The organism is Pseudomonas sp. A125 (assembly GCF_055409485.1).
The window spans coordinates 103,940-129,895 of record NZ_JBUZVP010000001.1 but is presented as its reverse complement, the minus strand read 5'-3'; the positions used below and the strand labels follow the sequence as shown (position 1 = coordinate 129,895).

27 protein-coding genes are annotated in these 25,956 nt (G+C 60.3%); 14 read left to right on the top strand and 13 right to left on the bottom strand.

Translation table 11 applies throughout. The features are described from left to right. From ACZRN6_RS00635 to cysB, 3 genes are all read left to right on the top strand, one after another. Positions 1–918, top strand: a complete 918-nt coding sequence (locus tag ACZRN6_RS00635; RefSeq protein WP_322144080.1) for a 5'-nucleotidase — start codon at positions 1–3, stop codon at positions 916–918. Positions 919–981: 63 nt separating this feature from the next. Beyond that, a complete protein-coding gene (locus ACZRN6_RS00630) occupies positions 982–1,482 on the top strand; it encodes a universal stress protein (RefSeq protein ID WP_464006984.1) in 501 nt (166 codons plus the stop codon). A gap of 103 nt (positions 1,483–1,585) precedes the next feature. Continuing rightward, positions 1,586–2,560: an HTH-type transcriptional regulator CysB gene (cysB, locus tag ACZRN6_RS00625; RefSeq protein ID WP_218263418.1), complete on the top strand. Its 975-nt coding sequence runs from the start codon at positions 1,586–1,588 to the stop codon at positions 2,558–2,560. Positions 2,561–2,565: 5 nt separating this feature from the next. Here cysB and ACZRN6_RS00620 read toward each other — a convergent pair whose 3' ends face one another. Together ACZRN6_RS00620 and ACZRN6_RS00615 are read right to left on the bottom strand one after the other, a co-directional pair. Beyond that, positions 2,566–3,048: a GreA/GreB family elongation factor gene (locus ACZRN6_RS00620; RefSeq protein ID WP_464006983.1), complete on the bottom strand. Its 483-nt coding sequence runs from the start codon at positions 3,046–3,048 to the stop codon at positions 2,566–2,568. A gap of 16 nt (positions 3,049–3,064) precedes the next feature. Further along, positions 3,065–3,436, bottom strand: coding sequence for an MreC domain-containing protein (locus tag ACZRN6_RS00615; protein WP_322144083.1), 372 nt, complete (start codon positions 3,434–3,436; stop codon positions 3,065–3,067). Positions 3,437–3,697: 261 nt separating this feature from the next. Here ACZRN6_RS00615 and earP point away from each other — a divergent pair, with 261 nt between their 5' ends. Together earP and ACZRN6_RS00605 are read left to right on the top strand one after the other, a co-directional pair. After that, complete coding sequence (earP, locus tag ACZRN6_RS00610; protein ID WP_464006982.1) at positions 3,698–4,831, top strand: elongation factor P maturation arginine rhamnosyltransferase EarP; 1,134 nt, start codon at positions 3,698–3,700, stop codon at positions 4,829–4,831. Positions 4,832–4,880: 49 nt separating this feature from the next. After that, positions 4,881–5,453: an elongation factor P gene (locus ACZRN6_RS00605; RefSeq protein ID WP_065876590.1), complete on the top strand. Its 573-nt coding sequence runs from the start codon at positions 4,881–4,883 to the stop codon at positions 5,451–5,453. A 64-nt stretch (positions 5,454–5,517) separates the two neighbouring features. On the opposite strand, the gene ACZRN6_RS00600 is transcribed toward ACZRN6_RS00605, so the two are convergent. From ACZRN6_RS00600 to ACZRN6_RS00585, 4 genes are all read right to left on the bottom strand, one after another. Continuing rightward, positions 5,518–6,534 carry an alpha/beta hydrolase gene (locus ACZRN6_RS00600; protein ID WP_464006981.1) on the bottom strand — a complete coding sequence of 339 codons (1,017 nt, stop codon included), beginning with the start codon at positions 6,532–6,534 and terminating at the stop codon, positions 5,518–5,520. A gap of 25 nt (positions 6,535–6,559) precedes the next feature. Then, positions 6,560–6,979 (bottom strand): organic hydroperoxide resistance protein, encoded by a 420-nt coding sequence (locus ACZRN6_RS00595; protein WP_034126737.1) that lies wholly within the window; start codon positions 6,977–6,979, stop codon positions 6,560–6,562. Between the two features lie 147 nt (positions 6,980–7,126). Continuing rightward, positions 7,127–7,579, bottom strand: a complete 453-nt coding sequence (locus ACZRN6_RS00590) for a MarR family winged helix-turn-helix transcriptional regulator (RefSeq protein ID WP_464006980.1) — start codon at positions 7,577–7,579, stop codon at positions 7,127–7,129. Positions 7,580–7,656: 77 nt separating this feature from the next. Further along, a complete protein-coding gene (locus ACZRN6_RS00585) occupies positions 7,657–8,607 on the bottom strand; it encodes a LysR family transcriptional regulator (RefSeq protein WP_464006979.1) in 951 nt (316 codons plus the stop codon). A 108-nt stretch (positions 8,608–8,715) separates the two neighbouring features. On the opposite strand from ACZRN6_RS00585, the gene ACZRN6_RS00580 reads away from it, so the two are divergent. Further along, positions 8,716–9,465: a sulfite exporter TauE/SafE family protein gene (locus tag ACZRN6_RS00580; protein ID WP_322144088.1), complete on the top strand. Its 750-nt coding sequence runs from the start codon at positions 8,716–8,718 to the stop codon at positions 9,463–9,465. Here the strand turns inward: ACZRN6_RS00580 and ACZRN6_RS00575 are convergent. Next, complete coding sequence (locus ACZRN6_RS00575; RefSeq protein ID WP_464006978.1) at positions 9,455–10,336, bottom strand: LysR family transcriptional regulator; 882 nt, start codon at positions 10,334–10,336, stop codon at positions 9,455–9,457. The two genes, ACZRN6_RS00580 and ACZRN6_RS00575, sit on opposite strands and share 11 nt — an antisense overlap. Positions 10,337–10,406: 70 nt before the next feature. On the opposite strand from ACZRN6_RS00575, the gene ACZRN6_RS00570 reads away from it, so the two are divergent. Continuing rightward, a complete protein-coding gene (locus ACZRN6_RS00570; protein WP_322144090.1) occupies positions 10,407–10,613 on the top strand; it encodes a DUF1127 domain-containing protein in 207 nt (68 codons plus the stop codon). 45 nt (positions 10,614–10,658) lie between these two features. Further along, positions 10,659–11,888: a winged helix-turn-helix domain-containing protein gene (locus ACZRN6_RS00565; protein ID WP_464006977.1), complete on the top strand. Its 1,230-nt coding sequence runs from the start codon at positions 10,659–10,661 to the stop codon at positions 11,886–11,888. On the opposite strand, the gene ACZRN6_RS00560 is transcribed toward ACZRN6_RS00565, so the two are convergent. Beyond that, complete coding sequence (locus ACZRN6_RS00560) at positions 11,868–13,214, bottom strand: class II 3-deoxy-7-phosphoheptulonate synthase (RefSeq protein WP_003218681.1); 1,347 nt, start codon at positions 13,212–13,214, stop codon at positions 11,868–11,870. The two genes, ACZRN6_RS00565 and ACZRN6_RS00560, sit on opposite strands and share 21 nt — an antisense overlap. 118 nt (positions 13,215–13,332) lie before the next feature. Here ACZRN6_RS00560 and ACZRN6_RS00555 point away from each other — a divergent pair, with 118 nt between their 5' ends. Further along, positions 13,333–14,088 (top strand): spermidine synthase, encoded by a 756-nt coding sequence (locus ACZRN6_RS00555; RefSeq protein WP_464006976.1) that lies wholly within the window; start codon positions 13,333–13,335, stop codon positions 14,086–14,088. Between the two features lie 808 nt (positions 14,089–14,896). Here the strand turns inward: ACZRN6_RS00555 and ACZRN6_RS00550 are convergent. Beyond that, positions 14,897–15,688 (bottom strand): crotonase/enoyl-CoA hydratase family protein, encoded by a 792-nt coding sequence (locus ACZRN6_RS00550; protein ID WP_322144093.1) that lies wholly within the window; start codon positions 15,686–15,688, stop codon positions 14,897–14,899. Between the two features lie 423 nt (positions 15,689–16,111). On the opposite strand from ACZRN6_RS00550, the gene ACZRN6_RS00545 reads away from it, so the two are divergent. Beyond that, positions 16,112–17,785, top strand: a complete 1,674-nt coding sequence (locus ACZRN6_RS00545; RefSeq protein WP_003209050.1) for a DEAD/DEAH box helicase — start codon at positions 16,112–16,114, stop codon at positions 17,783–17,785. A 69-nt stretch (positions 17,786–17,854) separates the two neighbouring features. On the opposite strand, the gene ACZRN6_RS00540 is transcribed toward ACZRN6_RS00545, so the two are convergent. Then, positions 17,855–18,622, bottom strand: coding sequence for a DODA-type extradiol aromatic ring-opening family dioxygenase (locus ACZRN6_RS00540; protein ID WP_464006975.1), 768 nt, complete (start codon positions 18,620–18,622; stop codon positions 17,855–17,857). Between the two features lie 101 nt (positions 18,623–18,723). On the opposite strand from ACZRN6_RS00540, the gene ACZRN6_RS00535 reads away from it, so the two are divergent. Continuing rightward, complete coding sequence (locus ACZRN6_RS00535) at positions 18,724–19,380, top strand: thiopurine S-methyltransferase (protein WP_464006974.1); 657 nt, start codon at positions 18,724–18,726, stop codon at positions 19,378–19,380. A gap of 51 nt (positions 19,381–19,431) precedes the next feature. Here ACZRN6_RS00535 and htpX read toward each other — a convergent pair whose 3' ends face one another. Together htpX and ACZRN6_RS00525 are read right to left on the bottom strand one after the other, a co-directional pair. Continuing rightward, positions 19,432–20,319 (bottom strand): protease HtpX, encoded by an 888-nt coding sequence (gene htpX, locus ACZRN6_RS00530; RefSeq protein ID WP_322144096.1) that lies wholly within the window; start codon positions 20,317–20,319, stop codon positions 19,432–19,434. A 314-nt stretch (positions 20,320–20,633) separates the two neighbouring features. Further along, positions 20,634–21,845 (bottom strand): pyridoxal phosphate-dependent aminotransferase, encoded by a 1,212-nt coding sequence (locus tag ACZRN6_RS00525; protein WP_322144097.1) that lies wholly within the window; start codon positions 21,843–21,845, stop codon positions 20,634–20,636. Positions 21,846–22,047: 202 nt separating this feature from the next. On the opposite strand from ACZRN6_RS00525, the gene msrB reads away from it, so the two are divergent. From msrB to ACZRN6_RS00510, 3 genes are all read left to right on the top strand, one after another. Further along, positions 22,048–22,440, top strand: coding sequence for a peptide-methionine (R)-S-oxide reductase MsrB (gene msrB / locus ACZRN6_RS00520; RefSeq protein WP_464006973.1), 393 nt, complete (start codon positions 22,048–22,050; stop codon positions 22,438–22,440). A gap of 132 nt (positions 22,441–22,572) precedes the next feature. Further along, on the top strand, positions 22,573–23,058 hold the full coding sequence (locus ACZRN6_RS00515; protein ID WP_177047138.1) for a glutathione peroxidase: 486 nt from the start codon (positions 22,573–22,575) through the stop codon (positions 23,056–23,058). Beyond that, positions 23,055–23,507, top strand: a complete 453-nt coding sequence (locus tag ACZRN6_RS00510; RefSeq protein WP_464006972.1) for a MarR family winged helix-turn-helix transcriptional regulator — start codon at positions 23,055–23,057, stop codon at positions 23,505–23,507. The genes ACZRN6_RS00515 and ACZRN6_RS00510 overlap by 4 nt, the downstream gene beginning before the upstream one ends. Here ACZRN6_RS00510 and ACZRN6_RS00505 read toward each other — a convergent pair. Next, positions 23,491–25,800, bottom strand: a complete 2,310-nt coding sequence (locus ACZRN6_RS00505) for a hybrid sensor histidine kinase/response regulator (RefSeq protein ID WP_464006971.1) — start codon at positions 25,798–25,800, stop codon at positions 23,491–23,493. The genes ACZRN6_RS00510 and ACZRN6_RS00505 overlap by 17 nt on opposite strands. Positions 25,801–25,956 lie beyond the last annotated feature (156 nt).

Here is a 25,956-nt window from a genome sequence, read left to right as displayed (position 1 = left end):
ATGGCAAAGGGATTGGGCGACAAACTGGTGCTGGCGATTTCCTCGCGAGCGCTGTTCGACCTGAGCGAAAGCCACAAGGTCTACCTGGCCCAAGGCGTCGAGGCGTACCGCAAGTACCAGATCGACCACGAGGAGGAAATCCTCGAGCCCGGTGACGCCTTCCCGCTGGTCAAGAAACTCCTGAGCCTCAACGCCAGCCTCGGGCGTGCCCGGGTCGAGGTGGTGCTGGTGTCGCGTAACAGTGCCGACACGGGCTTGCGCGTATTCAATTCGATCCAGCATTACGGCTTGGATATTTCCCGCGCCGCGTTCGTCGGTGGGCGTAGTCCTTATCCTTATCTGGCAGCGTTTGGCTGCCATCTGTTCCTGTCCACGCATGCCGAGGACGTGCGCAGCGCCCTGGATGCCGGGTTTGCCGCGGCCACCATTTTGTCGGGTGGGGCACGTCGGGCGTCCAGCGCCGAATTGCGCATCGCCTTTGACGGCGATGCGGTGCTGTTTTCCGACGAGTCCGAGCGTATCTACCAGTCGGGAGGGCTTGAGGCCTTCCAGGCCAGTGAGCGGGAGTCGGCACGCGAGCCGTTGCGCGGTGGCCCGTTCAAGGGCTTCCTCGCGGCGCTCAACCTGTTGCAGCGTGAGTTCCCCGACGAGTCCTGCCCGATCCGCACCGCGCTGGTGACCGCGCGTTCGGCGCCGTCCCACGAGCGGGTGATTCGCACGCTGCGTGAATGGGATATCCGCCTCGACGAGTCGTTGTTTCTCGGTGGCCTGGAAAAGTCGGCATTCCTTGAAGCCTTCGCCGCCGATGTGTTTTTCGATGATCAGGAAGGGCATTGCGAGAAGGCGCGGGAGTTCGTGGCCACCGGGCACGTCCCCCATGGCATCAGTAACGAGTTGAAAATTCAGACCGAGGGCTGAGCAGTGCCAAAGGCGCTGCTAAGCTGAATCAATCTCCGCCATCCTGGCTGTCCAGGAGGTTCTATGATTCGTTCGATGCTGTACGCCACTGACTTGGGCCTGTATGCACCTTATGTGATGCAACATGCCCTGGCGCTGGCGCGGACGTTCAAGGCTGATCTGTATGTGATTCACGTGGTCGAGCCCATCGGGCTGTTCGCCGAATCGGTGTTGCAGAGCTACCTTGATGAGAAGGCCTTGAGCGAATGGCAGAGCCAGGGCCTGACGACGGTGATGGCAACCATCGAGCAACGGGTGCTCGACAGTTTTCGCGAGGAGCTGGGGGACGGGGAGCAGGATCTCAAGTTGATCCGTTCGGTGCGGGTGATCCAGGGCGACCCCTGTGAAGTGATTCTCGAGCAGTCGCAGAAACTCTCTGTGGATTTGTTGATCGTAGGTAGTCACAGTCAGGCGGTCGGGGTGGCGACGCCCCTGGGGAGAACCGCTGCACGGGTGTTGCAACTGTCTCAGGTGCCGGTTTACCTGGTGCCGCTGTTGCAGCGTCGTCGCAGTGATGACCTGTGATGGGTAAAAACGATAAAAAGTTCTAGATTTCTATGTCTAACCTTTAATATAGTTATATACCGTCGCTGATACCCGTGGCGTCTATCCGCTTTGAGGGACACATATGAAGCTTCAACAACTGCGCTACATCTGGGAAGTGGCGCACCACGACCTCAACGTTTCCGCTACCGCTCAAAGCCTTTACACCTCGCAACCCGGTATCAGCAAGCAGATCCGCCTGCTCGAAGACGAGCTGGGCGTTGAAGTGTTCGCGCGCAGCGGTAAACACCTGACCCGTGTCACCCCGGCCGGTGAGCGCATCATCACCACCGCCGGCGAGATCCTGCGCAAGGTCGAAAGCATCAAGCAGATCGCCCAGGAATTCTCCAACGAGAAAAAGGGCACCCTGTCGATCGCCACCACCCACACCCAGGCACGTTATGCGTTGCCGCCGGTGATCAGCAGTTTCATCAAGCAATACCCGGACGTAGCGTTGCACATGCACCAGGGTTCACCAATGCAGATCGCCGAGATGGCCGCCGACGGCACCGTCGATTTCGCGATTGCCACCGAAGCCCTGGAATTGTTCGGCGACCTGGTGATGATGCCGTGCTACCGCTGGAACCGCTGCGTCGTGGTCCCGCAGGGTCACCCATTGGCCAAGCTGTCGAAGCTGACACTCGAAGCCCTGGCTGAATACCCGATTGTGACTTACGTATTTGGTTTCACCGGCCGTTCGAAGTTGGACGAAGCCTTCAGTCATCGCGGCCTGACGCCAAAAGTGGTGTTCACCGCCGCCGACGCCGACGTGATCAAAACCTACGTACGCCTGGGCCTGGGCGTCGGCATCGTCGCCAAGATGGCGGTCGACACCAAGCTCGACAGCGACCTGGTGGTGCTTGATGCCAGCGAGCTGTTTGAGTCCAGCGTGACCAAGATCGGTTTCCGGCGTGGCACCTTCCTGCGCGGCTTCATGTGCGACTTCATCGAGAAGTTCGCCCCGCACCTGACGCGTGAAGTGATGGCCAAAGCCATCCAGTGCCACAACAAGCAGGAACTGGAAGAACTGTTCGACGGCGTTGAACTACCGGTTCACTGATCGGTTTACTTTACCTCGGTAACAGCAAACTGTTGCCGAGCGCCTCCCACCTGAATCTCCACCTCATCCCCTTCGAACTTGCCCAGCAGGCTTTTGCCCAGGGGCGAGCGCGGAGTGATGACGGTCACCGGTTGCCCCACCACATCGACCTTCAAACCTGCACCGTCCGGCGCCAGGAATAGCCACTGCTGGCGATCGTTTTCATCCACCAGTCCCAGCAATGCGCCCACCTCGATACCGCGCTGCTCGTCGTAGGCGCGCAGCTGCATGTTCTGGCAGAGCGCCAGCGCCTGCTTGATTTCCTCGACGCGCCGGGCCTGGCCGGCAGCCAGGTAGGACGCCTCCAGGCCCAGGGTGTCGTACTTGTTCTCGGCGATGTTTTCTTCGTGGGTTGCGGTTTCGTAAGCGGTTTGCGCGGCGCGCTGGGCGATATCGAGATCGACCGCAAGCTTATCCAGGACCAATTGGTGAACGGCGTGCTTATTCATGGGCGGCTTTTTGTGATCAATCGCAAAATTGCAGGACATTCGCCCGGCTCTTGTCGTTGGGGGCGTTCTGGTCCTGTTGCAGCCAGAACTGGCATTTGGGGTTGGACAGGTTGCGCGGGTTATTGCGGGCCTGGTCCAGGGTCTGCTGTTGCTCCTGCTTGCGCAGGTTCTCTTGATACTGCTCAAACATGCGGTTCGGCGGTTCCGGTGCAACCGCCGCCGGTGTGCCCAACTGCTGCACCACCCGGGCCACGGGCGCCACGGTTTGTTCGGGCAAATAGCGGGAGGCCAGCCACACGCTCAACACAATGGCGATAAACCCCAGCCATAGGCCAAAAGCCACGGCGATACTGAGTTTGAACAGCGAGAACGGTGCGCTGGTGGCCATTATGAACATCCCCTTAAATGAACAACGTAGCGACGTAGCGACGTAGCAGCTGTCGAGCCCTGGCGAGGCTGCGTAGCGGTGTTCCAGCCAAAGTAAATCGTCAGATTCACCACCGTCACGCAGCCTCGCCGAGGCTCGACAGCTGCTACGGGGCAGGATGGCGCCGATTGTCCCACAGCCGCGTGCAGAATAATCGCGATCAAGCCTTCGCAATCGAGGCATTTATACGGACAATCGAGCCTTTGAGCGTAGGAGCCCGGAATGAAAGCCCGCTGGGATATTTTTTGCAGCGTCGTCGATAACTACGGCGACATCGGCGTGACCTGGCGCCTGGCCCGGCAATTGGTGGCCGAACAAGGTTGCGCAGTGCGCCTGTGGGTCGATGACCTGCGGGCGTTCGAACGCATGTGCCCAGAGATCGATGTGCAGCTGCCCCAGCAGTGGCAAGAGGGCGTTGACGTGCGCCGCTGGCCTCGCGATTGGCCGGCGACCGAGGCGGCAGACGTGGTGATTGCTGCGTTCGCCTGCCAACTGCCGCCGGACTATATGGAAGCGATGGCCGCGCGCGAACGCACGCCGCTGTGGATGAACCTGGATTACCTGAGCGCCGAGGACTGGGTGGTCGGCTGTCACGGCCTGCCATCGGTGAAATTCAAGGGCGTGCAAAAGTACTTCTTCTTTCCTGGATTCCGTCCCGGTACCGGCGGCTTGCTGCGCGAGGACGGGCTGTTGGAACAGCGCGATGCCTTCCAGCAAGACGCCAGCGCCCGGCAACACTTTTTGCAGGCGCTTGGGGTTTTGCCTGCCTCCGGCGCGCGGATGATGTCGTTGTTTGCCTATGAAAACACCGGTTTGGCCAGTTGGCTCGACGTGCTGGCGGCCGATGGGCGCGCCACTCACCTGCTGGTGCCGGAAGGGCGAATCCTCGGTGACGTGCAGCGTTGGCTGGGTGTCGAGTCGTTAAGTGTGGGCGATGTGCACCGGCGCGATGCCTTGACCGTACAAGTGCTGCCGTTCGTGCGCCAGGAGCAATACGACCGCCTGTTGTGGTGCTGCGACTTCAACGCGGTGCGCGGCGAAGACTCGTTTGTGCGGGCGCAATGGGCAGGGCGGCCGCTGTTGTGGCACATCTATCGCCAGGACGAAGACATTCACCTGGACAAGCTGGACGCCTTCCTCGAGCTGTACACCGAAGGCTTGTCGCCGGCCGCGAAAGCCGCGTTGGTCACCCTTTGGCAAGCCTGGAATGCTGATGGCGATATGGCACAAAGTTGGAAAATGCTGCTTGAACACTGGCCGGAAGTCACCGCGAACGCCGAAAAATGGGCTCTGGAACAAGGCTCGCGGCCCGATCTTGCGACGGCGCTGGTACAGTTTTATGTAAATTGGATATGATACGCGACCTTGATTTTTGTAAATCCCATCCAAATTTCGGATATTCGCAATGAAAACTGGTAAAGAACTGAAACCCGGTACAGTGATCCGTCTCGAAAACGACCCTTGGCTGGTTCAGAAAGCTGAGTTCACCAAGTCTGGTCGTAACAGCGCAATCATGAAGACCAAGCTGAAGAACCTGCTGACCGGTTACAAGACCGAGATCGTCTACAGCGCCGACGACAAACTGGACGACGTGATCCTCGACCGCAAAGAAGCGACCCTGTCCTTCATCAGCGGCGACACTTACACGTTCATGGACACCACCGACTACACCATGTACGAGCTGAACGCCGAAGACATCGAAGCTGTTCTGCCGTTCGTGGAAGAAGGCATGACCGACGTTTGCGAAGCTATCTTCTTCGAAGAGCGTCTGGTATCCGTAGAGCTGCCGACCACCATCGTGCGTACGGTTGACTACACCGAAGGCTCCGCTCGCGGTGACACTTCGGGCAAGGTGATGAAGCCTGCCAAACTGAAGAACGGTACCGAACTGCAAGTTGCAGATTTCATCGAAATCGGTGACGACATCGAGATCGACACCCGTGAAGGTGGTTCGTACAAAGGTCGCGCCAAGAAGTAATTCTTGCCTTCCGGTACGACAAGAAAAAGCCCGACCATGAGTCGGGTTTTTTTGTGGGCGCTTTTTACTTCAAGTGTTGCTTCAGTTCTTCGGATGCCTGCAGCAGTGCCGAGCGTACTTCCGGTACCTGGCTGACCACGTTGAGCAGGCCGTAGTCGTGGATCATGCCGTTGTAGCGCACGGTGGTCACCGGCACGCTGGCTTCATCCAGTTTGCGGGCATACGCCTCGCCTTCGTCACGCAACACATCGGAGCCTGCGGTCTGGATCAGCGCAGGTGGCAAGCCCTTCAGTTGGGCGGTGGTAGCTCGTAGCGGCGAGGCGTAGATCTCGGCACGCTGGCTGGCATCGGGGGCGTATTCGTCCCAGAACCACTTCATCATGTTCCGGGTGAGGAAGTGCCCTTCGGCAAACTGGTTGTAGGAACCCGTGTCGAAGTTGGCGTCAGTCACCGGCCACAGCAGCAGTTGGAACTTGATCGCCGGGGTGCCCTTGTCCTTGGCCATCAAGCTGACCACGGCCGCCATGTTGCCGCCGACACTGTTGCCGGCAACGGCCAGGCGCTTGCTATCAACGTTGATCTCTTTGCCGTGTTCGGCCACCCATTTGGTCGCGCCGTAGGCTTGGTTGATCGCCACCGGATAGTGCGCTTCAGGGGAAGGCGTGTAGTTGACGAACACCGCTACGGCCCCCGAGCCAACCACCAGGTCTCGCACCAGGCGTTCATGGGTCGGGTAATCCCCCAGCACCCAACCACCACCGTGGAAGAACATGAACACAGGCAAGGTGCCCTTGACCCCGGCCGGGCGAACGATCGTCAAGTCCAGTGGCTTGCCGTCGACCTGAATGGTTTTCTGGCTGACGTCGGCCTTGGGCAGGGTCAACTTGACGCCGGCCTGGGCGCCGGTCAACACCGCACGGGCTTCCTTCGGTGTCAGTTGTTCAATCGGCTTGCCGGTACCGGCGTTCAGCACATCCAGAAAAGCCTGGGTGGTGTGCTCGACATCGCCGGAGGCGGCGAAGGCATTGGTGATGGACAGGGCGAGCAGGGTGCCGGTGAGTACTTTGCCAAATGTGTTCATGTTCTTCTCCAAAAAAACGCGTGGGTTAGACGGTTACGTGCAGACGCACATCGACGTTGCCACGGGTGGCGTTGGAGTACGGGCAGACCTGGTGGGCCGCGTCGACCAGGCTTTGGGCATCGTCCTGGGCCAGGCCGGGCAGGCTGACGTGCAGGTCGATATCCAGGCCGAAACCGCCGGGGATTTGACCGATGCCGACGTGGGCAGTGATCGAAGCGTCATCCGGGATTTTGCGTTTGGTCTGGCTGGCAACGAATTTCAGGGCGCCGATGAAGCAGGCCGAATAACCGGCAGCGAACAGTTGCTCAGGATTGGTGGCCTGGCCGCCCGCGCCGCCCAGCTCTTTGGGCGTAGAGAGTTTTACATCGAGGATGTTATCGCTCGAAACAGCGCGACCATCACGGCCGCCGGTGGCGGTAGCTACTGCGGTGTAGAGAGTTTGCATGGTGATTTCCTCGTCAGTTTCGCGCTAATTATTTGCGCGCTAAGTAAGTGGCGAGATGAATGTATCGCGCTAATAGTTAGTGCGCAAGATATATTTACAAAAAAATCCGCGTGTGAGGGTTGGGCCCTTCTGGCACGCGGATCTTGGTTACACGCTACGCTGCAAATTCCCTCGCAGCGCCAGTAACTCCCCCTGCAGCTTGCGCAGTTGTTCGATGTCCAGCCCGCTGGCGCCCAGGATGCACTGCGGAATGTCCATCGCCTTGTCCCGCAGCGCGCGGCCGGCATTGGTCAACTCAACTACTACCACGCGCTCGTCTTCTCGGCTGCGGGTTCGACTGAGCATGCCTTCGGCCTCCAGGCGCTTGAGCAGCGGCGTCAGGGAGCCGGGGTCCGTCAGCAGGCGGTTGCTGATTTCACCTACGGTCAAGCCGTCTTCTTCCCACAGCACCATCATGGCCAGGTACTGCGGGTAGGTCAGGCCGAGCGCTTGCAGCAGGGGTTTGTAGACTTTGGTCATCAACAACGAGGTGGAATGCAGGGCAAAGCACAGCTGGTTGTCGAGCAACAGGGATTCGCAGGGTTCGAGGGGCTTGGTCATGGCAGTGCCTTAAAACGTGTCTGGTTTTGAATCTAGCGGGCAAATCTTTAACGCGCCAGATAATTTTGTCTGTGTGGTCAGCCAAAGGAGCTTTGCAGCGCCAGATCCCAAGGCGCTGCCGGGCTGAAGCGGGCCTTGAGGTATTCCAGCAATAAGCGGCTGCGGGCGTTGGCATGCTGTTCCAGGCGCAGGGCATAGATGCCGGCGGTTTCCGGGTTGGGCAGGCCGTTCTCGCAGAACAGTGGCACCAATTCGCCGCGTACCAGGTACTCGCTGGCGAGCCAAGTGGGCAGGTGTGCGATGCCCAGCCCGGCCAGGGCGCCTGACAGCAGGGCTTCGGCATTGTTGGCGCTCATGCGAATGCGCTGTGGGCGGTAGGTGGCTTTGTGCCCGTCCAGCTCAAAACGCCAGGCGAACATCGGCGCCAAGCCTTCCCAGTCCAGGCCATCGTGTTCGTTCAACTGGCTGGGATGGGTGGGGGTGCCGCGACTTTTCAGGTAGGCCGGGCTGGCGCAGGCGATGCGCACGATACTGGCCAGGGGCGTGGCAATCAGCCGGGTGTCGACGATATGCCCGGCGCGCAGCACCAGGTCGACTTTGCCCAAATGCTCGCCCTGCATGTCGACGAAGCTGTCGATCAGGTGCAGGTGCACGTCAAGACCCGGGTAAACGTTAAGAAAGTCGGCAATGGCAGGCGCCAAATGCCGTCGACCAAAGGCCGCCGGCGCGTCCACCCGGATCAACCCTTCAGGTGCGTGGCTCAACGACACCGCTTCGGCGCGTGCCAGTTGCAGCTCGCTGACAATTCGGCGGGCGCGCTCGGCAAACGCCAGGCCGGCCGGGGTTGGCACCACCGCATGGGTGCTGCGTTGAAACAGCCGGCTGCCTACCGAGCTTTCCAGGCTGTCGATGCGCCGCGCCACAGCCGAGGGCGTGAGCGGATGGCGGCGTGCGGCGGCGGAAAAGCTGCCGGCCTGCAGCACATCCAGAAACAGGCTCAGTTGATCGGTCAGGGTGTTGGGGTTCATCGGCGGCTGCTTATGCGAGATTGGCACAGCCATTGTGCGTTGCTGTGCGTTTCCGCGCTACACCGGACTGCGTAGCATGCAAGGCCTGGGATTGGCGGGAGAGCAGTGGTGGCAGATTTAGCGTTGTATTTGGTGATGGGCGTGGCGTTGGGCACCGTCGGCGGCTTGTTCGGCATTGGCGGTGGGCTGATCGCGATTCCGGTATTGGGCGTGTTTTTCGGCCTGGACCAGCAGATCGCCCAGGGCACGGCCCTGGTAATGGTGGTGCCCAATGTGATGCTCGCGTTGTGGCGTTATCACCAGCGCAACCGGATTGAACTGCGTCATGCATTGCCGCTGGGCGTGATGGGCTTTTCCTTCGCCTGGCTGGGCTCGATCTGGGCGGTGGGGATTGATGCAGATGTGATGCGCGTGGGTTTTATCGCGTTTCTGCTGGTGCTGGCGTCCTACAACCTTTTGCGAATGTTTACCCATAACGCGCCGCCTTCGGCGCAGATGCGTTATTCCTGGCCGTGGCTGGGGGTGTTGGGCGCGGCTTCCGGGTCGATGGGCGGCTTATTCGGGGTAGGCGGTGCGGTAGTGGCCACCCCGGTGCTGACCAGCATCTTTGGCACCAGCCAGGTGGTTGCCCAAGGGCTGTCGCTGGCCCTGGCGCTGCCGAGCACCAGCGTGACCCTGGTGACTTACGCCTGGCACCATGAAGTGGACTGGATGATCGGCATGCCCTTGGCCGTTGGTGGCCTGCTCAGTATCAGTTGGGGCGTAAAAGTCGCCCACGCCATGCCGGAGCGTATGTTGCGCGGGCTGTTCTGCGGGTTCCTGGCGATTTGCGCGGTGATGCTGACCTTTAAAGTTTGAAGCCTTCGAGGATGTACTCCGCCAGGCATTCGGTGATCGGTGAGGTCATTGCCGTGTTGCGCAGCAAGCGCAGGTTCATCGACGGCAGCGGCGGGAGCCCTTCTGCCGAGCCCAGTATGCGCAGGTCTTCGGTTACCAGGCTTTCCATGCTGGCCATCACCGCCAACCCGGCACCGACCACCGCCTGAATCGCCGCGCCGTTGGAGCTGTGGTACGCCAGGCGGTAGTCAAGTCCGGCCGCATCCAGCGCACCGCGGGTCCACTGGGTGCAAAAACTGTCGACGCCGGAAATCGCCAGGGGCAGCGTCTCGTGTTCATTCACGCAAAAGCAGGGTGCCGCTGCCCACACCAAGCGTTCAGTGCGCAACAACTCGCCGATTTCGTAGCCTGGTTCGCGGCTGATTACGGTCAGGGCGAGGTCCCGGCGCTGCATCAACACCACTGACGACTCGCAGTGCATTTCAATCTGGATCAGCGGGTATGCCTTGGAAAAGCGCTTGAGGATGCCCGGCAGAAAACGCATCACGTAATCGTCTGGGGTGCCGATGCGCACCAGCCCCACCATATGCGGCTCGCGCAGGGTGTTGAACACCTCGCTATGCAGCTTCAGGATTCTGCGGGCATAGCCCAACAGCACTTGGCCTTCGGGCGTCAACCGCACCTGGCGGCCATCGCGCTCGAACAGCTTGCGCTGCAACACGTCTTCTTCGAGGCGTTTCATTTGCATGCTCACCGCCGACTGGGTGCGGTTGACCTGCTCGCCGGCACGGGTAAAACCACCCTGGTCGGCGATGGCGACGAAGGTGCGCAGCACTTCAGTGTCGATACTCGGGTAGCTGGACAATCGATCAATCTCCGAGATGTATAGCATAAGAAACATTCGTTGGATTGATCATAGCCCCAGGTACAGACTTCAGTCATCCCCACTGGAGGGCAAGATGATGAAAGGTCAAAGAGGCTTTGTACTGATGGCGACGCGGCCGTTTTCCGGGCTGTTTCAATGGGGTTTCCGTTGGCTTGCCATGCACCGTGAACGGCAACTGTTGATGAGCATGAGCGATGAGGCGCTCAAAGACATCGGGCTCAACCGTGGCGATGTCGAGCAGGAAGCCCGCCTGCATTTTTGGGAAGACCCGCTGCGAAAATGACTCGGGATGCAGTAGGGTGGTTCGCGAGCACACAAGGAGATGCACATGCCCGCACAATTGTCCTTTTCCCTCAAGCAGGCGCGACGCCTGGCGCTGGCGGCCCAGGGTTTTTCCGGGCGCCAGCCGCCTGCGTTGATCAAGGCCGCACAGGTCAATCGCCTGGTTGAGCGTTTGGGTGTGTTGCAGATTGATTCGGTAAATGCGGTGGTGCGCTCGCACTACCTGCCGCTGTTTTCCCGCCTGGGTAATTACTCCCCGTTGATTCTTGAACAGGCTGCCTGGAGCTCGGGCCGGCGGCGGTCGCTGTTCGAGTATTGGGGGCACGAGGCTTCGTTGCTGCCGATGGCGCTGTACCCATTGATGCGCTGGCGCATGGAGCGGGCGGCTCAGGGGCAGGGCATCTATCAGCAAATGGCGCGGTTTGGTCGCGAGCAGCAGGCCACCATCGCGCGGGTGCTGGGCATCGTCGAGCAACAGGGCGCCGTGGGCGCGGGCAGTTTGTCGACCCGCGAGGGGCGCGCCGGCCCGTGGTGGGATTGGAGTGATGAAAAGCATGCGCTGGAATGGTTGTTCGCCGCAGGCTTGGTGACCGTCGCCGGGCGGCGCGGTTTTGAGCGGTTGTATGACTTGCCGGAGCGGGTGATCCCGGCTGACATTCTGCAGCAAACACCTTTGCGCGAGGCCGAGGCGCAACGCGGCTTGCTGTTGCACAGCGCCACGGCGTTGGGGGTGGGCACCGAAAAAGACCTGCGCGATTACTTTCGCCTGGACCCGGCCGACAGCCGGGCGCGCCTGGCGGAGTTGGTCGAGGACGGGCAATTGATAGCGTGCGAAGTGCAGGGCTGGAAGCAGCCGGCTTATTGCCTGCCCGAGCCGAAAATCCCGCGCAAGGTGCCGGCCAGTGCGTTGTTATCGCCTTTTGATTCACTGATCTGGGAGCGCAGCCGTACCGAGCGGTTGTTCGATTTCCGCTACCGTCTGGAGATCTACACGCCCCAGCACAAGCGGGTGTACGGCTATTACGTACTGCCGTTCCTGCACAATGAGCGGATCGCGGCGCGGGTGGATTTACGCGCGGAGCGGGCGGCAGGGCGGCTGGCGGTGCATGCAGTTCACGAGGAAGAGCCGGGGCTGGACGAGGAGGGTATGCGGGCGCTGGCCCTGAATCTGCGGCAGATGGCCGACTGGCTCGGGCTTGAGCAGATACAGCTCAATTGCCAGCGGGCCAGTGCGGCGCGGTTGCGGGTGGCGCTCTTAGCGCTTGACCTGTTTTAGCGTCTCGGCAATCAGGAACGCCAATTCCAGCGACTGATCGGCATTCATCCGTGGGTCACAGTGGGTGTGGTAGCGGTCCGACAGGCCATCCTCGGTAATCGGCCGTGCGCCGCCGATGCACTCGGTGACGTTCTGCCCGGTCATCTCGATATGAATCCCGCCGGCGTAAGTGCCTTCGGCTTCATGCACCTGGAAGAATTCCTTCACCTCGCTGAGGATCTGCGCGAAGTCCCGGGTTTTGTAGCCGCTGCTGGCCTTGATGGTGTTGCCGTGCATCGGGTCGGAACTCCACAGCACCTGCTTGCCTTCACGCTGTACCGCGCGAATCAGGTTCGGCAGATGGTCGCCAACCTTGTTCGCACCCATGCGCGCAATCAGGTTCAGGCGGCCGGGGTCGTTGTCCGGGTTGAGGATATCGATCAGGCGGATCAGGTCGTCGGGGTTCATGCTTGGGCCAACCTTGACCCCGATCGGGTTGTTGACCCCGCGCAGGAATTCGACGTGGGCACCGTCCAGCTGGCGGGTGCGATCACCGATCCACAGCATGTGCGCCGAGCAGTCGTAGTAGTCGTTGGTCAGGCTGTCGCGGCGTACGAACGCTTGTTCGTAGTTGAGCAGCAGCGCCTCGTGAGCGGTGAAAAAGCTGGTCTCGCGCAATTGCGGCGAGCTGTCCATGCCGCAGGCGCGCATGAAGGCCAGGGTTTCATCGATACGGTCGGCCAGTTGGCTGTACTTTTCGGCCAGGGCCGAGTTGGCGATAAAGTCCAGGTTCCACTTGTGCACCTGGTGCAGGTCGGCAAAACCGCCCTGGGCAAATGCCCGCAGCAGGTTCAGTGTGGCGGTGGACTGGTGGTAGGACTGCAGCAGGCGGTCGGGGTCGGGCACGCGGCTTTTTTCATCGAAGCCAATGCCGTTGACGATATCGCCGCGGTAGGCGGGCAGGGTGATGCCGTCGATGGTTTCATCGTTGGACGAGCGCGGCTTGGCGAACTGGCCGGCCATGCGGCCGACCTTGACCACCGGGCAACCGGCGGCGAAGGTCATCACGATCGCCATCTGCAGCAGCACCTTGAAGGTGTCGCGGATTTTTGCCGCCGAGAACTCGGCAAAACTCTCGGCGCAATCACCGCCTTGCAACAGGAAGGCGCGACCCTGGGTGACCTCGGCAAACTGACGGCGCAACTCACGGGCTTCACCGGCAAACACCAGTGGCGGGTAACTCGCCAGGTTTTGCTCGACCTGTGACAAATGTGCAGCGTCGGGGTACTGGGGTTGTTGCTGGATCGGCAGGGCGCGCCAGCTGTCGGGGCTCCAGGGTTGGCTCATCATGAACTCGAGTGATTTGCGGTCGGGGCGCCATGTTATCAGCAATTAGTACGTGACCTGCTGCCGCCGGTTCGCCCACAATCTCGCTTTTCCCGTTGGCACGCCGTTAGGAGTTGCAATGTCTGAGGAGCGCGTCGAGCGCCTGCTGGCCGAGGTCCATGATGACTTCGGCATGATCCGCGTGCTGGAAGTGGCCGATTATCGCTTTCTCGAATTTGGCGATGCCATTGAGCAGAGTTGTGTGTTTACGGCTGACCCAAGTTGGCTGGAGTACGACTATACCCGGGCGATGCTGATTGGGGCGTTGTGCCATGATCAGCCGGAGAGTGCGTTGTTTCTTGGGTTGGGGGCTGGGACGTTGACCCAGGCTTGCCTGAAGTTTCTGCCTCTGGAAGATGTTGAGGCCATCGAGCTGCGGCCTGATGTGCCGCGCCTGGCTATCGAGTTTTTGGGGTTGGATGATGATCCTCGGCTGTATATCCGTGTCGGGGATGCGCTGGAGTTGCTGCCCACTGCTGAGTCGGCGGATTTGATTTTTGTTGATTTGTATACCGATGTGGGGCCGGGGGTTGGGCATTTGGCCTGGAAGTTCCTGGAGAACTGCCAGAAGAAGCTGAATCCTGGGGGGTGGCTGGTGATTAATCAGTGGGCTACGGATGATGGTAAACCGCTGGGGGCGGCGTTGTTGCGTGGGTTGTATCATCGGCACTACTGGGAGTTGCCGGTGAAGGAGGGGAATGTGATTCTTTTGGTGCCGGCGGATTTGGACCAGGCTTTGGATATGCCTGCGTTGTCTGCACGGGCTGAGGAGTTGGCGCCGCGGTTGGGGTATTCGTTGCAGGCGTTGATCAAGGCGATTCGGGCTGCTACTTAGGTTTTTGGAGGGTGTGTTTATCCGTTATTGGGGTAACGGCGGCTTATGGTTCCGCTCTTACAGCCGGTCACTTTTGAAAAGCGCAAAAGTAACCAAAACGCTCTGCCCCGCCTGTCGGCACCTCGCCTAGGCTCGGTGTGCCCTCACTCCGGCATTGCTCCGCGGGCCGCCGCGACGGCCCGTCCCTGGCCCGTCGCGGCTAAACCGGCGTCCTGCCGGTTTACCCGCTCCTCAATCCCTGCGTTCGGCCTCGGGCTGAATGGGGCAGTCAGATCAAGATCACAAGCAAGATCAAGTGCACGGCGGCCTGAAAGCCGACCTGAGTGTTAAAAGCCAAGGCAAAAGCTGTAGGAGCTGGCTTGCCGGCGATGCAGGCAACTCGGACTTTCAGATACACAGAGGCGATGCCATCGCCGGCAAGCCAGCTCCTACATTGGAACCGTGCCCGCTTTAGCTGTTGATCTGGCTTTTAACACTCAAGCCGGCCTGTAGGCCGCTGTGTTCTTGATCTGCTTGTGATCTTGATCTTAGGCGCCCCGTCAACCACGCTGGCCGAACGCAGGTATTACGGAGCGGGTAAACCGGCAGGACGCCGGTTTAGCCGCGACGGGCCAGGGACGGGCCGTCGCGGCGGCCCGCGGAGTAATGCCGGAGTGAGGGCACACCGAGCCTAAGCGAGGTGCCGAGTGGTGGGGCAAGAGCCTTTTGGTTACTTTTGGGCTCCTTTCAAAAGTGACCCGCCGTAAGGGCGGAACCCATACAAGCCATCACCCAAATAACGGATATGTACCCGCCCTCAAGCCCCCCATCAACAGCCTTTAAACACCCCGGGCCGCTTCTCGACCATCGCCCGTACACCCTCCTTGGCATCTTCACTGTTCAGCAGTTTCTCCACCAACACAGGCAATCCGGCCGCCGCCGCTGTCTCGCCCTCCATCCGCGCCTGGCGCGCTGACATCAGCGTGGCCTGCACCCCCAACGGCGCCTGCTGCGCAATGCGGTTTGCCAAGGCCACCGCCCGAGGCAGCAAATCCTCGCTGGCCATCACCTCCTGCACCAACCCCAACCGCAGCGCCTCGTGGGCATCAAACTCATCCCCAGTGAGCAACCAGCGCATGGCATTCCCCCACCCGGCAATCTGATGAAAACGCAACGTCGCGCCCCCAAAAGGAAAGATCCCACGCTGCACTTCCATCTGCGCAAAACGAGTATTACTGGCACACAGATTGATATCCGCCGCCAGCATCAGCTCGATACCAATCGTCAGGCAGTACCCCTGGGCCGCAACGATCACCGGTTTACTCACCCGGGGCCCGGCGAAAACACCCCACGGATCACAGCCACCCAACGGCGGCTGCCAGCCCTGCGCCATGGTTGGCCCCACATTGGCCAGGTCCAGCCCTGCGGTAAAATGATCGCCATGCCCAAAGACAATGGCCACCCGCGCCTCTTCATTGCGATCAAATTCGCCATACGCCAGGCTCAACTCATTGAGCAACTCGAGGTCGAACGCATTGCGCTTGGCCACGCGATCCAGGCCCAGCAACAGGATATGGCCCTGCTGTTCACGGCTGACGCGGCTGCTGGTGGCTTGGTTCATGGGGTGTGCCCTCGGGCGCAAAATGAGGTTTCGGACCGAAGGGCCCGCTGTTAAGGGTGAACCGTTTAAGCGTCATGACCAACAGGGCCGGGCCTTTGAAAAATAGACCCTGCTGCCTGGATGCGCAAAGCCTTTGACGCAGAGCAGTTCCCCTGTGGTTTTCGATAAAAAAAGCTCCCTTTTTCAGCGATTTCCGGTATAGTGCGCGCCGGCCTTTAACCGGGCCGCGTTTAGGTAGCGCAATTCCCCGAAGTCAGCTTCGGCTGCTCGTCCGCACAGCGGACTCTTCCTTGACGAATCTTTTTCATTCATTCGTTTTCGCAAATCCCCGCCGACAAAGCAGCCAGGGCGACTCTTGAGTCTCAACACGGCATGCGCAGCTTTGGAGCATGGGTCTTTGCGGATGCACTTAGAGGCAGACCCATGACCCAGGAAACCGGCGGCTTCGCCGCTTTTAATCTTAACCCGAATATTCTTGCTGCCGTCATCGCGACTGGCTACGAAGAACCTTCGGCTATTCAGCAGCAATCGATCCCGATCATCATGGCCGGCCAAGACATGATTGGCCAAGCGCAAACCGGTACCGGTAAAACCGCCGCGTTCGCCCTGCCAATCCTGCACTGTATCGATCCTGCCAAGCGCGAGCCGCAAGCCCTGATCCTGGCGCCAACCCGTGAGTTGGCGCTGCAAGTAGCAACCGCTTTCGAAACCTACGCCAAGCAAATGCCGGGCGTTACCGTTGTGGCCGTTTACGGCGGCGCGCCTATGGGCCCACAACTGAAAGCAATCCGTAACGGCGCACAGATCGTTGTCGCCACCCCGGGCCGTCTGTGCGACCACTTGCGTCGCGACGAAAAAGTGCTGTCGACCGTGAACCACCTGGTTCTGGACGAAGCTGACGAAATGCTCAAGCTGGGCTTCATGGACGACCTGGAAGTCATCTTCAAGGCGCTGCCAGCAACCCGTCAGACCGTACTGTTCTCGGCTACCCTGCCACAGTCGATCCGTGCCATTGCCGAACGCCATCTGCGCGATCCGCAACACGTGAAGATCCAGACCAAGACTCAGACCGTTACCGCGATCGAACAGGCTCACCTGTTGGTTCACGCTGACCAGAAGACCTCGGCTGTATTGAGCCTGCTGGAAGTCGAAGACTTCGACGCCCTGATCATGTTCGTGCGAACCAAGCAAGCGACCCTGGACCTGGCCAGTGCCCTGGAAGCCAAAGGCTACAAAGCCGCTGCGCTGAACGGTGACATTGCCCAGAACCAACGTGAGCGCGTGATCGACTCCCTCAAGGATGGCCGTCTGGACATCGTTGTGGCGACCGACGTTGCTGCCCGTGGCCTCGACGTTCCACGTATCACCCACGTGTTCAACGTGGACATGCCTTACGATCCAGAGTCCTACGTTCACCGTATCGGCCGTACCGGCCGTGCCGGTCGCGAAGGTCGTGCACTGCTGCTGGTGACTCCACGTGAGCGCCGCATGCTGCAAGTGATCGAGCGTGTAACCGGTCAGAAAGTTGCCGAAGTCCGCCTGCCGGATGCCCAGGCTGTTCTCGATGCCCGCATCAAGAAACTGACCAACAGCCTGTCGCCGCTGGTGGCTGACGCTGAATCGACCCACGGTGATCTGCTGGACCGCCTGACTGCCGATATCGGTTGCACCCCGCGTGCCCTGGCTGCAGCCCTGCTGCGCAAGGCTACCAATGGTCAAGCCCTGACCCTGGCGGCGATCGAGAAAGAACGTCCACTGGTGCCGAACAACGCTCCGCGCGGTGATCGTCCAGAACGTACTGGCGACCGTCCAGACCGTGGTGATCGCGAGCGTCGTGCTCCGGTTCCATTGGCTGAAGGCCGTGCTCGCTGCCGTACCGCGCTGGGCGCGCGTGATGGCATCGCCGCCAAGAACCTGCTGGGCGCTATCCTCAACGAGGGTGGCCTGGCACGTGAAGCGATCGGTCGCATCCAGGTGCGTGACAGCTTCTCCCTGGTGGAGCTGCCGGAAGATGGCCTGGAGAAACTCCTGACCAAGCTGAAGGACACTCGCGTTGCCGGTAAGCAGTTGAAGCTGCGTCGCTACCGCGAAGATTGATCCGCCTTTGGGCTGATTGATCGAACATAAAAAATCCCCGACTGGTTCGGGGATTTTTTTTGCCTGCGATCAAGCGAAGCGATAGATGTCCATGCCCAGCGCACCCATGGTGAAGCCTTGGTGGGCCGCGCTGAATTCACCGCCTGCGCCCCGGGCGAAATACAGCGGCAGCAAATGCTCGTCGCTGGGATGGCTGCGCACGGCGTGGGGTGCCTGGCGGCGATAGTCATGCAGGGCGGCTTCATCGTTGGCTGCCAGTTTGCTGACCATCCAATCGCGAAAGTCCCGTGCCCAGGGCTCGATGCTTTCAGGCCCGGCGTGCCAGTCCAGTTCGCCGAGGTTATGGGTGATGCTGCCGGAACCGATCAACAGCACGCCTTGTTCCCGCAGGCTCGCCAGTGCGTGGCCGACACGGGTTTGCAGGGCAGGGCCCATGCGGCTTGGCAGCGATACCTGCACCACCGGAATATCGGCGGCCGGGTACATCAGTGACAGGGGCACCCAGGTGCCGTGGTCGAAGGGGCGCTGGTCATCAATCCGCGCCTCCAGGCCGTCCGCCTTGAGCAGCTCGACTATCTGGCCTGCCAATTGCGGGTCACCAGGCGCCGGGTACTGCACGGCAAACAGTTCACGTGGGAAGCCGCCGAAGTCGTGCCAGGTCTCGGGTGCGGCGCTGCCGGTCACCAACAGGCCTTGGCTTTCCCAGTGCGCCGAGACCACCACAATGGCCTTGGGCCGTGGCAGCTCCGCCACCAGGCGCTTGAGTGCCGGGCCGCTGGCGCCTGGTTGCAGGGCGAGCATGGGCGAACCGTGGGAGATAAACAGGCTGGGGAGCATGAGCGGGTCCTGAGGGTTAAGATGGGGCCATCTTCAATCAGATCATTGATCTAAATCTAATATAAGTTTTAGCGCTATTTGATCAAGTTTTAGGGTTAATCATGGAACCTGGATTTTGGCATGAGCGGTGGGCGCGCAATCAGACGGGGTTTCATCTGCCCGAGGTGAATCCATACCTGCTGCGCCACTGGCCTGGGCTGGGCGTGGAGCGCACAGCGCAAGTGTTGGTGTCGTTGTGCGGCAAGAGCCTGGACCTGGTGTGGCTGGCGAGTGTCGGGCATCGGGTGATTGGGGTCGAACTGTCGGAAAAGGCCGTTGAGGAGTTTTTCAGCGAGCAGGAACTGACGCCGCAGATCAGTCAGCGCGGTGCTTTCAAGGTCTACCAGGCGGGCTCCATCGAACTCTGGTGCGGGGATTTCTTCGCCCTGGATGCAGGCGCAGTGGCAGATTGCCGGGCGCTTTACGACCGGGCGGCGTTGATTGCCTTGCCGCCGTTGATGCGAGAAAAGTACGTCGCGCACTTGACCAGGATTCTGGCGGCAGGCAGTCGTGGCCTGTTAATCACCCTCGACTATGAACAGTCGCAGAAGGCGGGCCCGCCGTTTGCGGTGAGCGACGAGGAAGTGAAGCTGCTGCTCGGCGCGCATTGGAGCTTGGAGGTACTGCAGGAGCAGGACATTCTGGACCAGAGCTGGAAGTTCGTTCAGGAGGGCGTCACACGCCTGGAAGAGCGAGTGTATCGCCTGGCCAAAGACTGAATCGCGCCCACAAAAAAGGGGCGATCAAATCGCCCCTTCTTCTTGTTTCTATCAGCCGCGGCGACGCAGTGCGTCAATCCGCTCTTCCAGCGGTGGATGGCTCATGAACAGACGAGCCATGCCTTGCTTGATACCACCGTTGATGCCAAAGGCTGTCAGGGTGTTCGGCATGTGCACCGGCAAGCCCTGTTCGGAGCGCAGGTGCTGCAGGGCGCTGATCATTGCGCCGGTACCGGCCAGGCGTGCACCGGCTTCGTCTGCGCGGAATTCGCGTTTGCGTGAAAACCACATCACGATCGAGCTGGCGAGGAAACCCAGTACCAGTTCGGCGAAAATGGTCGCCACGTAGTAGGCGATGCCCTGGCCCTGTTCATTCTTGAAAATCACCTTGTCGACGAAATTGCCGATGATCCGCGCAAAGAACATCACGAAGGTGTTCACCACGCCTTGCACCAGCGCCAAAGTGACCATGTCGCCATTGGCCACGTGGCCGATCTCGTGGGCCAGCACGGCCTTGATCTCGTCGGGCGAAAAACGCTCGAGCAAGCCTTGGCTGACGGCCACAAGGGCGTCGTTCTTGTTCCAGCCGGTGGCAAAGGCATTGGCTTCATAGGCCGGGAAGATCCCGACTTCAGGCATCTTGATCCCGGCTTCGCGGGACAATTGCTCGACGGTTTGCAGCAGCCATTGCTCATGCCGGGTACGTGGCTGGGTGATGATCTGGGTGCTGGTGCTCATCTTCGCCATCCACTTGGAGATGAACAGCGAGAAAATCGACCCGGCAAAACCAAAGACCGCACAGAAGATCAGCAGCTGATTGAGGTTCAGATCAACCCCGTTGGCCGCCATGATCCCATTGAAGCCGAAAAGGCTCAGCGTGATGCTGGCAATCAGCACGACCGCCAGGTTAGTGGCCAAGAACAGCAGAATGCGCATCATGGTTGTAGAATTCTCCTCATGCTAAATATGTCGCGTACTGCGGGGTATATAAGGTGCGGCATGGGGGTATTCAACCGAGGGACTATTTCAAACTGTGTCCTACAGCCTGAATGTAGAGCCTTGAAGGGAATTTCCGACGCCAGATGCAGTTCGAGAGCCTCGCCTCATTAGCTCGCGGCCCTGTAATTATAGGGTGATGCCCAAGCAACGGTAGAGCCGGCGAGTGTAAAAGGTGGCGCGGGCCGCGCAGGGTAGAGAAGTGTTGCCAGATAATCGCTGTACGACCGGGGGTGGGCCGTACAGCGCAATGTCGGTTACTGGCGATAGGACTTCAGGAAGTTGCCGATACGACCAATGGCCATCTCCAGGTCATCCACCCGCGGCAGCGTGACCACCCGGAAGTGATCCGGCCACGGCCAGTTGAACGCCGTGCCCTGGACGACCAGCAGCTTTTCCGACAGCAGCAAATCAAGCACGAACTTCTCGTCGTTGAAGATCGGGCACACTTTCGGGTCGATCCGCGGGAAAGCATACAGCGCGCCCATGGGCTTCACGCAGCTGACGCCCGGAATTGCGTTCAGCAGTTCCCAGGTACGGTTGCGCTGCTCCAGCAGGCGGCCCTGTGGCAGTACCAGGTCGTTGATGCTCTGGTAGCCACCCAAGGCGGTCTGGATGGCATGCTGGCTCGGCACGTTGGCACACAGGCGCATGTTGGCCAGCATGTCGATACCCTCGATGTAGCTCTGGGCATTGTGCTTGGGGCCGGAAATTGCGATCCAGCCGGAACGGAAACCCGCCACCCGGTAGGACTTCGACAGGCCGTTGAAGGTCAGGCACAGCAGGTCGGGCGCCAGGGAAGCCGTGCAGATGTGCACGGCATCGTCGTACAGGATCTTGTCGTAGATCTCGTCGGAAAACACCACCAGGTTGTGCTGGCGTGCCAGTTCGAGCATGCCCAGCAGCACTTCCCTGGAGTACACCGCGCCGGTGGGGTTGTTCGGGTTGATGATAACCAGCGCCTTGGTATTCGGGGTGATCTTGGCCTTGATGTCGGCCAGGTCCGGGAACCAGTCGGCGCCCTCGTCACACAGGTAGTGCACTGGATGGCCGCCGGCCAGTGTGACGGCGGCCGTCCACAGCGGATAATCGGGGGCCGGAACGAGTACTTCGTCGCCGTTGTTAAGCAGGGCCTGCATGGACATGACGATCAGCTCGGACACGCCGTTGCCCAGGTAGATGTCTTCGATGCCGACACCTTCAACCTGCTTTTGCTGGTAGTACTGCATGACCGCCTTGCGCGCACTGAACAGGCCTTTGGAGTCGCTGTAGCCTTGGGCGGTAGGCAGGTTGCGGATCACGTCCTGAAGGATTTCCTCCGGCGCTTCGAAGCCAAAGGGTGCCGGGTTGCCGATGTTCAGCTTGAGGATGCGATGGCCTTCCTCTTCCAGGCGCTTGGCGTGCTTGAGCACCGGGCCGCGAATGTCGTAGCAGACGTTGGCGAGCTTGTTCGATTTGCTGACCTGCATGGCGATGTGATCCTGAAAATGAACGATCCAGACGGTGTGAAGACTACCGTGCTGAGAATCCTGCGTTGGCCTGACCCATAAATACGTTTGAATGCCGGTAACGCGGGTGCCAGACTGGCGCTTTGACGAGGCGCAATCATACGTGCCGCCTGATCCATGGAAAAGACACAGATCAGGCTTTTTCAGTTGCCGAGGTGTACCGATGGAAAAGTTGCAGAAAACCGTTGATGAATGGAAAGCCATGCTCGACCCGGAGCAGTACAACGTGTGCCGCCTCAAAGGCACCGAGCGACCGTTCAGCGGCAAGTACAACGCCACCAAGACCGATGGCGTCTACCACTGCATCTGCTGCAATGAGCCGCTGTTCGATTCCAAAGCCAAGTTTGACTCCGGCTGCGGCTGGCCCAGCTTCTACGAGCCGATCGCCGAGCAGGCGATGGTCGAGATTCGGGACGTCAGCCATGGCATGGTCCGCACCGAAGTCACCTGCGCCAAGTGCGATGCGCACTTGGGTCATGTGTTCCCGGATGGCCCGCCGCCGACCGGCTTGCGTTACTGCATCAATTCGGTGTGCTTGGATCTGGTGCCACGCTAGACCGTCGACCTTCTGCGGGCCTTGGCGCCCGCAGGGGGTGTTATAGGCAGGTATAAGCCCGGGCAATTAAATTGCACACAATTGAATTGCCTACTATCTTTTGGTTCTTCCTATCTCTTTCGAGGCACTGCCATGAGCGACAACCTGCTGAACATCCCTTGCACCACCATCAAGGGTGAGCAAAAGACCTTGGCCGATTTTGCCGGCAAGGCGATTCTGGTGGTCAATACCGCCAGCAAATGTGGCTTTACCCCCCAATACAAGGGGCTTGAGGAACTCTGGCAGCACTACAAGGACCAGGGCCTGGTGGTGCTGGGCTTTCCCTGCAACCAGTTCGGCAAGCAGGAGCCGGGCAACGAAGGCGCCATTTCGGAATTTTGCGAGTTGAACTTCGGTGTCAGCTTCCCGTTGTTCAAGAAGATCGACGTCAACGGCAGCGATGCTCACCCGTTGTTCGTGCAGCTTAAAAAGCAGGCCCCGGGTTTACTGGGTTCCAAGGGCATCAAGTGGAACTTCACCAAGTTTCTGATCGGCCGCGACGGCCAGGTGGTCAAGCGTTTTGCCCCCACCACCAAGCCCCAGGACCTGACCCAAGAGATCGAAGCCCTGCTCAAATGACCGACCTGTCCCTGGCTCTCGACGACCAACTGTGCTTCAAGCTCTACGCGGCCTCGCGCGCGGTCACCCGGGCCTACAAGCCGATGCTTGAGCAGTTGGGCCTGACCTACCCGCAATACCTGGTGATGCTGGTGCTGTGGGAATGGCACGGTGCGGCCATGCCACAACCCACGGTCAAGGCCTTGGGCGAGCGCCTGTTGCTGGATTCCGGCACGCTGACGCCGCTGCTCAAGCGTCTGGAGCAGCTAGCCCTGGTGAGGCGCCAGCGCAGCGCGCTGGATGAGCGTGAAGTGCACCTGAGCCTGACCGAGGAAGGCCGGCACCTGCGTAACCGGGTGCTACCCCTCAAAGCCCGGCTGCTGTGTGACAGCGGAGTTGACCTGAACCAGGCCGATGCCCTGCGTGATGGCCTGGATCAGCTGTTGCGCCAGATCAAAGACTTGTCGTAGTCGGCACCCACAGGTCGAGCAAAGCCTTGAGTTCTTCCCGGCGAAACGGCTTGGCCAGGTAGTCGTTCATGCCGGCCGCCCGGCAGCGCTCACGCTCCTCGGACATGGCGTTGGCGGTCAGCGCGACAATTGGCAGGTCCGGCCAGCGCCCGCTGCGGCGAATCTGCCGGCTGGCTTCATAGCCATCCATCACCGGCATGTTGCAGTCCATCAACACCATGTCGAAGCTCTGTTCTTCCAGCAACTTGAGGGCTTCGCCACCGTGGGCGGCGACGATTACCTCGCAACCGAGTTTGCCGAGCATGCCCTTGGCCACCAGTTGGTTAACCGGGTTGTCTTCCACCAGCAGGATGCGCGCCCGATGAGCGAGCGGGCCGGTTTCCAGTTGGATCAGGTCCAGCACCAGGTCGGGATCGGTGCGCAAGTTGCGTTGCAAAATCTGGTACAGCGCGGTGCGGCTCAGGGGCCTGGCTTGCTGCTGCAGGGGCGCCAGGGCCGCGACTTCTTCGCTGGGCATGAAGTTGCCATAGGCGGTCACCAGCAAGATCGGCGCGGTGATCGTCGGGCGCAGGCGAAACAGGCATTCGGGGCAGTCGGTGATCAGCAGGTCGGGGTTCTGCCCGCTCAAGTCGTCGTCGATGGAGTAACAGCGCGGCGTCAGCCCCCAGCTCGGCAGCAGGCCGTTGAGCAATTCCGCCAGGCCACTGCTGGTGCTGGTGATCGCAATTACGTCCCCGGACAACGGCGCCAGGCGCACCGCCGGTAAATGCGTGGCTAAGGGCAGGTCGGCGCAGAACTGGCTGCCAAAGCCTGCCTCGGAACTGATGCTTAACCGTCCCTGCATGGCTTCGCACAGGTTGTGGGTAAGCGCCAGACCCAGGCCGGTCCCGCCAAACTGGCGAGTGATGCCCGCGCCGGCCTGGGTGAACGGCTGGAAGATCTTCACCTGGGCGTCCTGGGCGATCCCGATACCGGTGTCGCACACCTCGATCCTGACCCGGTCGGCTTGCGCACTGAGGCGCACGTCCACCCGGCCAAACCGCGTGAACTTCAGGGCGTTGGACAGCAGGTTGCTGACGATTTGGCGTACCCGCGTCGGGTCGCCCAGCACCTGGGCTGGAAACTGCGGGTCGATCAGGCACGTCAACTCCACACTGGGCGCGGCATTTTGCGAGAGCAGGTTGGCGGTGTCTTCCACCAGTGCGCCGAGGTCGAACGGGATGTTTTCCAGTTCCAGTTGGCCGGCGTCGAACTTGGACAGGTCGAGGATATCGTTAAGTAGTTCCACCAGTACTTTGCCCGAGTCATGGGCGATCGACAGCTGCTGGCGTTGCTCGGCGTTCAGCGGGCTGTCGAGGGAGAGAGCGATCATCCCCAGCAGGCCATTGAGCGGGGTACGGATTTCATGGCTCATGTTGGCCAGGAACGCCGCCCGTGCCTGGGCCATGGCCAGGGCCGTCATCTTCGCCGCTTCCAGTTCGTCGTTTGAAAGACTGAGCCGATGGTTGATCGCCTTGAGCTCGGTGGTACGCGCAGAAACGATGTTCTCCAGTTGCCCGAGGTATTCCGTGAGGCGGTTCTCGGCGTGCCGTCGCTGCTGGATTTCGGTCTCCATGTTTTCAAACTGTTGGTTGGCGACGTCGACCAACACGCCGATTTCATCGTGTTCGTGTCCCGGTGGGCAGTCCAGTCGCGCGTGCTTGCGTGAACTCAGCTCGCGAATAATGCGCACCAGCGGCTTGGTCAGCATTACGTAGAACAGCGCCAGCAGAATGCCGGTGAGGAGCAGGCTGCGGGCAAAACCGTTGAGCAGGGTGATTTCGGCACGGCGCAGGAACCGGCTGCCGAACGCGTAGGTGTCGACGTCCAGGCGCAGCACGCCGAGGGCGTCATTGGGCATGTGCGCGAGGTACAGCCGGTCTTCGAATTGGCGGTTGGCGCCAAACAGGAAGTCGCTGATGGGCCGGTAGGTGCTTTCCTTGCGCGGTCGATGGACATCGGCCAGTACCAAACCGTTGTTGTCGATCAGTTGTGCATGGGTGATGGCGGGGGAGTGCAGCAGGCCGAGGGTCAGCTCCTGGGCCAGTTCGGCGTCGATGTTATAGGCGATGCGCGAGGCCGGGTTGTGACTGATTTCAATCAGTGCACGTATTTCCCGGTTGATGGAAGCGTCTTCGCTGGCATAATCAATCCCGATCTGTATCAGGCTGAGCAAGGTTCCCAAGACGAATCCGACCAGCACTGTCAGTCTGGCTTGTTTATAAGACAAGCGGTGGGCGAACTTGATATCCATCGGGTGCTGTACCACTTTACGTTTCCTTTCGCCCGGCAAGCATAGCTGAACATCCACAGGTCAAACTTGCCCGGCATGAATCGATTTTATTCGGTGCAGCCCTGCACGGTCTGCCTCAGGGTTGCCAATACGCCATCTTTTACAAGAACTTGCCAG

Bases quoted from the DNA above. Each gene is read 5' to 3' on its own strand.
- msrB (WP_464006973.1), top strand. From the start codon at position 22,048: ATGGAAAAGTTGCAGAAAACCGTTGATGAATGGAAAGCCATGCTCGAC.
- ACZRN6_RS00630 (WP_464006984.1), top strand. From the start codon at position 982: ATGATTCGTTCGATGCTGTACGCCACTGACTTGGGCCTGTATGCACCT.
- ACZRN6_RS00615 (WP_322144083.1), bottom strand. From the start codon at position 3,436: ATGGCCACCAGCGCACCGTTCTCGCTGTTCAAACTCAGTATCGCCGTG.
- ACZRN6_RS00605 (WP_065876590.1), top strand. From the start codon at position 4,881: ATGAAAACTGGTAAAGAACTGAAACCCGGTACAGTGATCCGTCTCGAA.
- ACZRN6_RS00595 (WP_034126737.1), bottom strand. From the start codon at position 6,979: ATGCAAACTCTCTACACCGCAGTAGCTACCGCCACCGGCGGCCGTGAT.
- ACZRN6_RS00585 (WP_464006979.1), bottom strand. From the start codon at position 8,607: ATGAACCCCAACACCCTGACCGATCAACTGAGCCTGTTTCTGGATGTG.
- ACZRN6_RS00570 (WP_322144090.1), top strand. From the start codon at position 10,407: ATGAAAGGTCAAAGAGGCTTTGTACTGATGGCGACGCGGCCGTTTTCC.
- ACZRN6_RS00575 (WP_464006978.1), bottom strand. From the start codon at position 10,336: ATGCTATACATCTCGGAGATTGATCGATTGTCCAGCTACCCGAGTATC.
- ACZRN6_RS00540 (WP_464006975.1), bottom strand. From the start codon at position 18,622: ATGCTCCCCAGCCTGTTTATCTCCCACGGTTCGCCCATGCTCGCCCTG.
- ACZRN6_RS00555 (WP_464006976.1), top strand. From the start codon at position 13,333: ATGTCTGAGGAGCGCGTCGAGCGCCTGCTGGCCGAGGTCCATGATGAC.
- htpX (WP_322144096.1), bottom strand. From the start codon at position 20,319: ATGATGCGCATTCTGCTGTTCTTGGCCACTAACCTGGCGGTCGTGCTG.
- ACZRN6_RS00510 (WP_464006972.1), top strand. From the start codon at position 23,055: ATGACCGACCTGTCCCTGGCTCTCGACGACCAACTGTGCTTCAAGCTC.
- ACZRN6_RS00505 (WP_464006971.1), bottom strand. From the start codon at position 25,800: ATGGATATCAAGTTCGCCCACCGCTTGTCTTATAAACAAGCCAGACTG.
- ACZRN6_RS00600 (WP_464006981.1), bottom strand. From the start codon at position 6,534: ATGAACACATTTGGCAAAGTACTCACCGGCACCCTGCTCGCCCTGTCC.
- ACZRN6_RS00515 (WP_177047138.1), top strand. From the start codon at position 22,573: ATGAGCGACAACCTGCTGAACATCCCTTGCACCACCATCAAGGGTGAG.
- ACZRN6_RS00525 (WP_322144097.1), bottom strand. From the start codon at position 21,845: ATGCAGGTCAGCAAATCGAACAAGCTCGCCAACGTCTGCTACGACATT.
- ACZRN6_RS00565 (WP_464006977.1), top strand. From the start codon at position 10,659: ATGCCCGCACAATTGTCCTTTTCCCTCAAGCAGGCGCGACGCCTGGCG.
- ACZRN6_RS00620 (WP_464006983.1), bottom strand. From the start codon at position 3,048: ATGAATAAGCACGCCGTTCACCAATTGGTCCTGGATAAGCTTGCGGTC.
- ACZRN6_RS00590 (WP_464006980.1), bottom strand. From the start codon at position 7,579: ATGACCAAGCCCCTCGAACCCTGCGAATCCCTGTTGCTCGACAACCAG.
- ACZRN6_RS00545 (WP_003209050.1), top strand. From the start codon at position 16,112: ATGACCCAGGAAACCGGCGGCTTCGCCGCTTTTAATCTTAACCCGAAT.
- ACZRN6_RS00535 (WP_464006974.1), top strand. From the start codon at position 18,724: ATGGAACCTGGATTTTGGCATGAGCGGTGGGCGCGCAATCAGACGGGG.
- cysB (WP_218263418.1), top strand. From the start codon at position 1,586: ATGAAGCTTCAACAACTGCGCTACATCTGGGAAGTGGCGCACCACGAC.
- ACZRN6_RS00635 (WP_322144080.1), top strand. From the start codon at position 1: ATGGCAAAGGGATTGGGCGACAAACTGGTGCTGGCGATTTCCTCGCGA.
- ACZRN6_RS00550 (WP_322144093.1), bottom strand. From the start codon at position 15,688: ATGAACCAAGCCACCAGCAGCCGCGTCAGCCGTGAACAGCAGGGCCAT.
- ACZRN6_RS00560 (WP_003218681.1), bottom strand. From the start codon at position 13,214: ATGAGCCAACCCTGGAGCCCCGACAGCTGGCGCGCCCTGCCGATCCAG.
- earP (WP_464006982.1), top strand. From the start codon at position 3,698: ATGAAAGCCCGCTGGGATATTTTTTGCAGCGTCGTCGATAACTACGGC.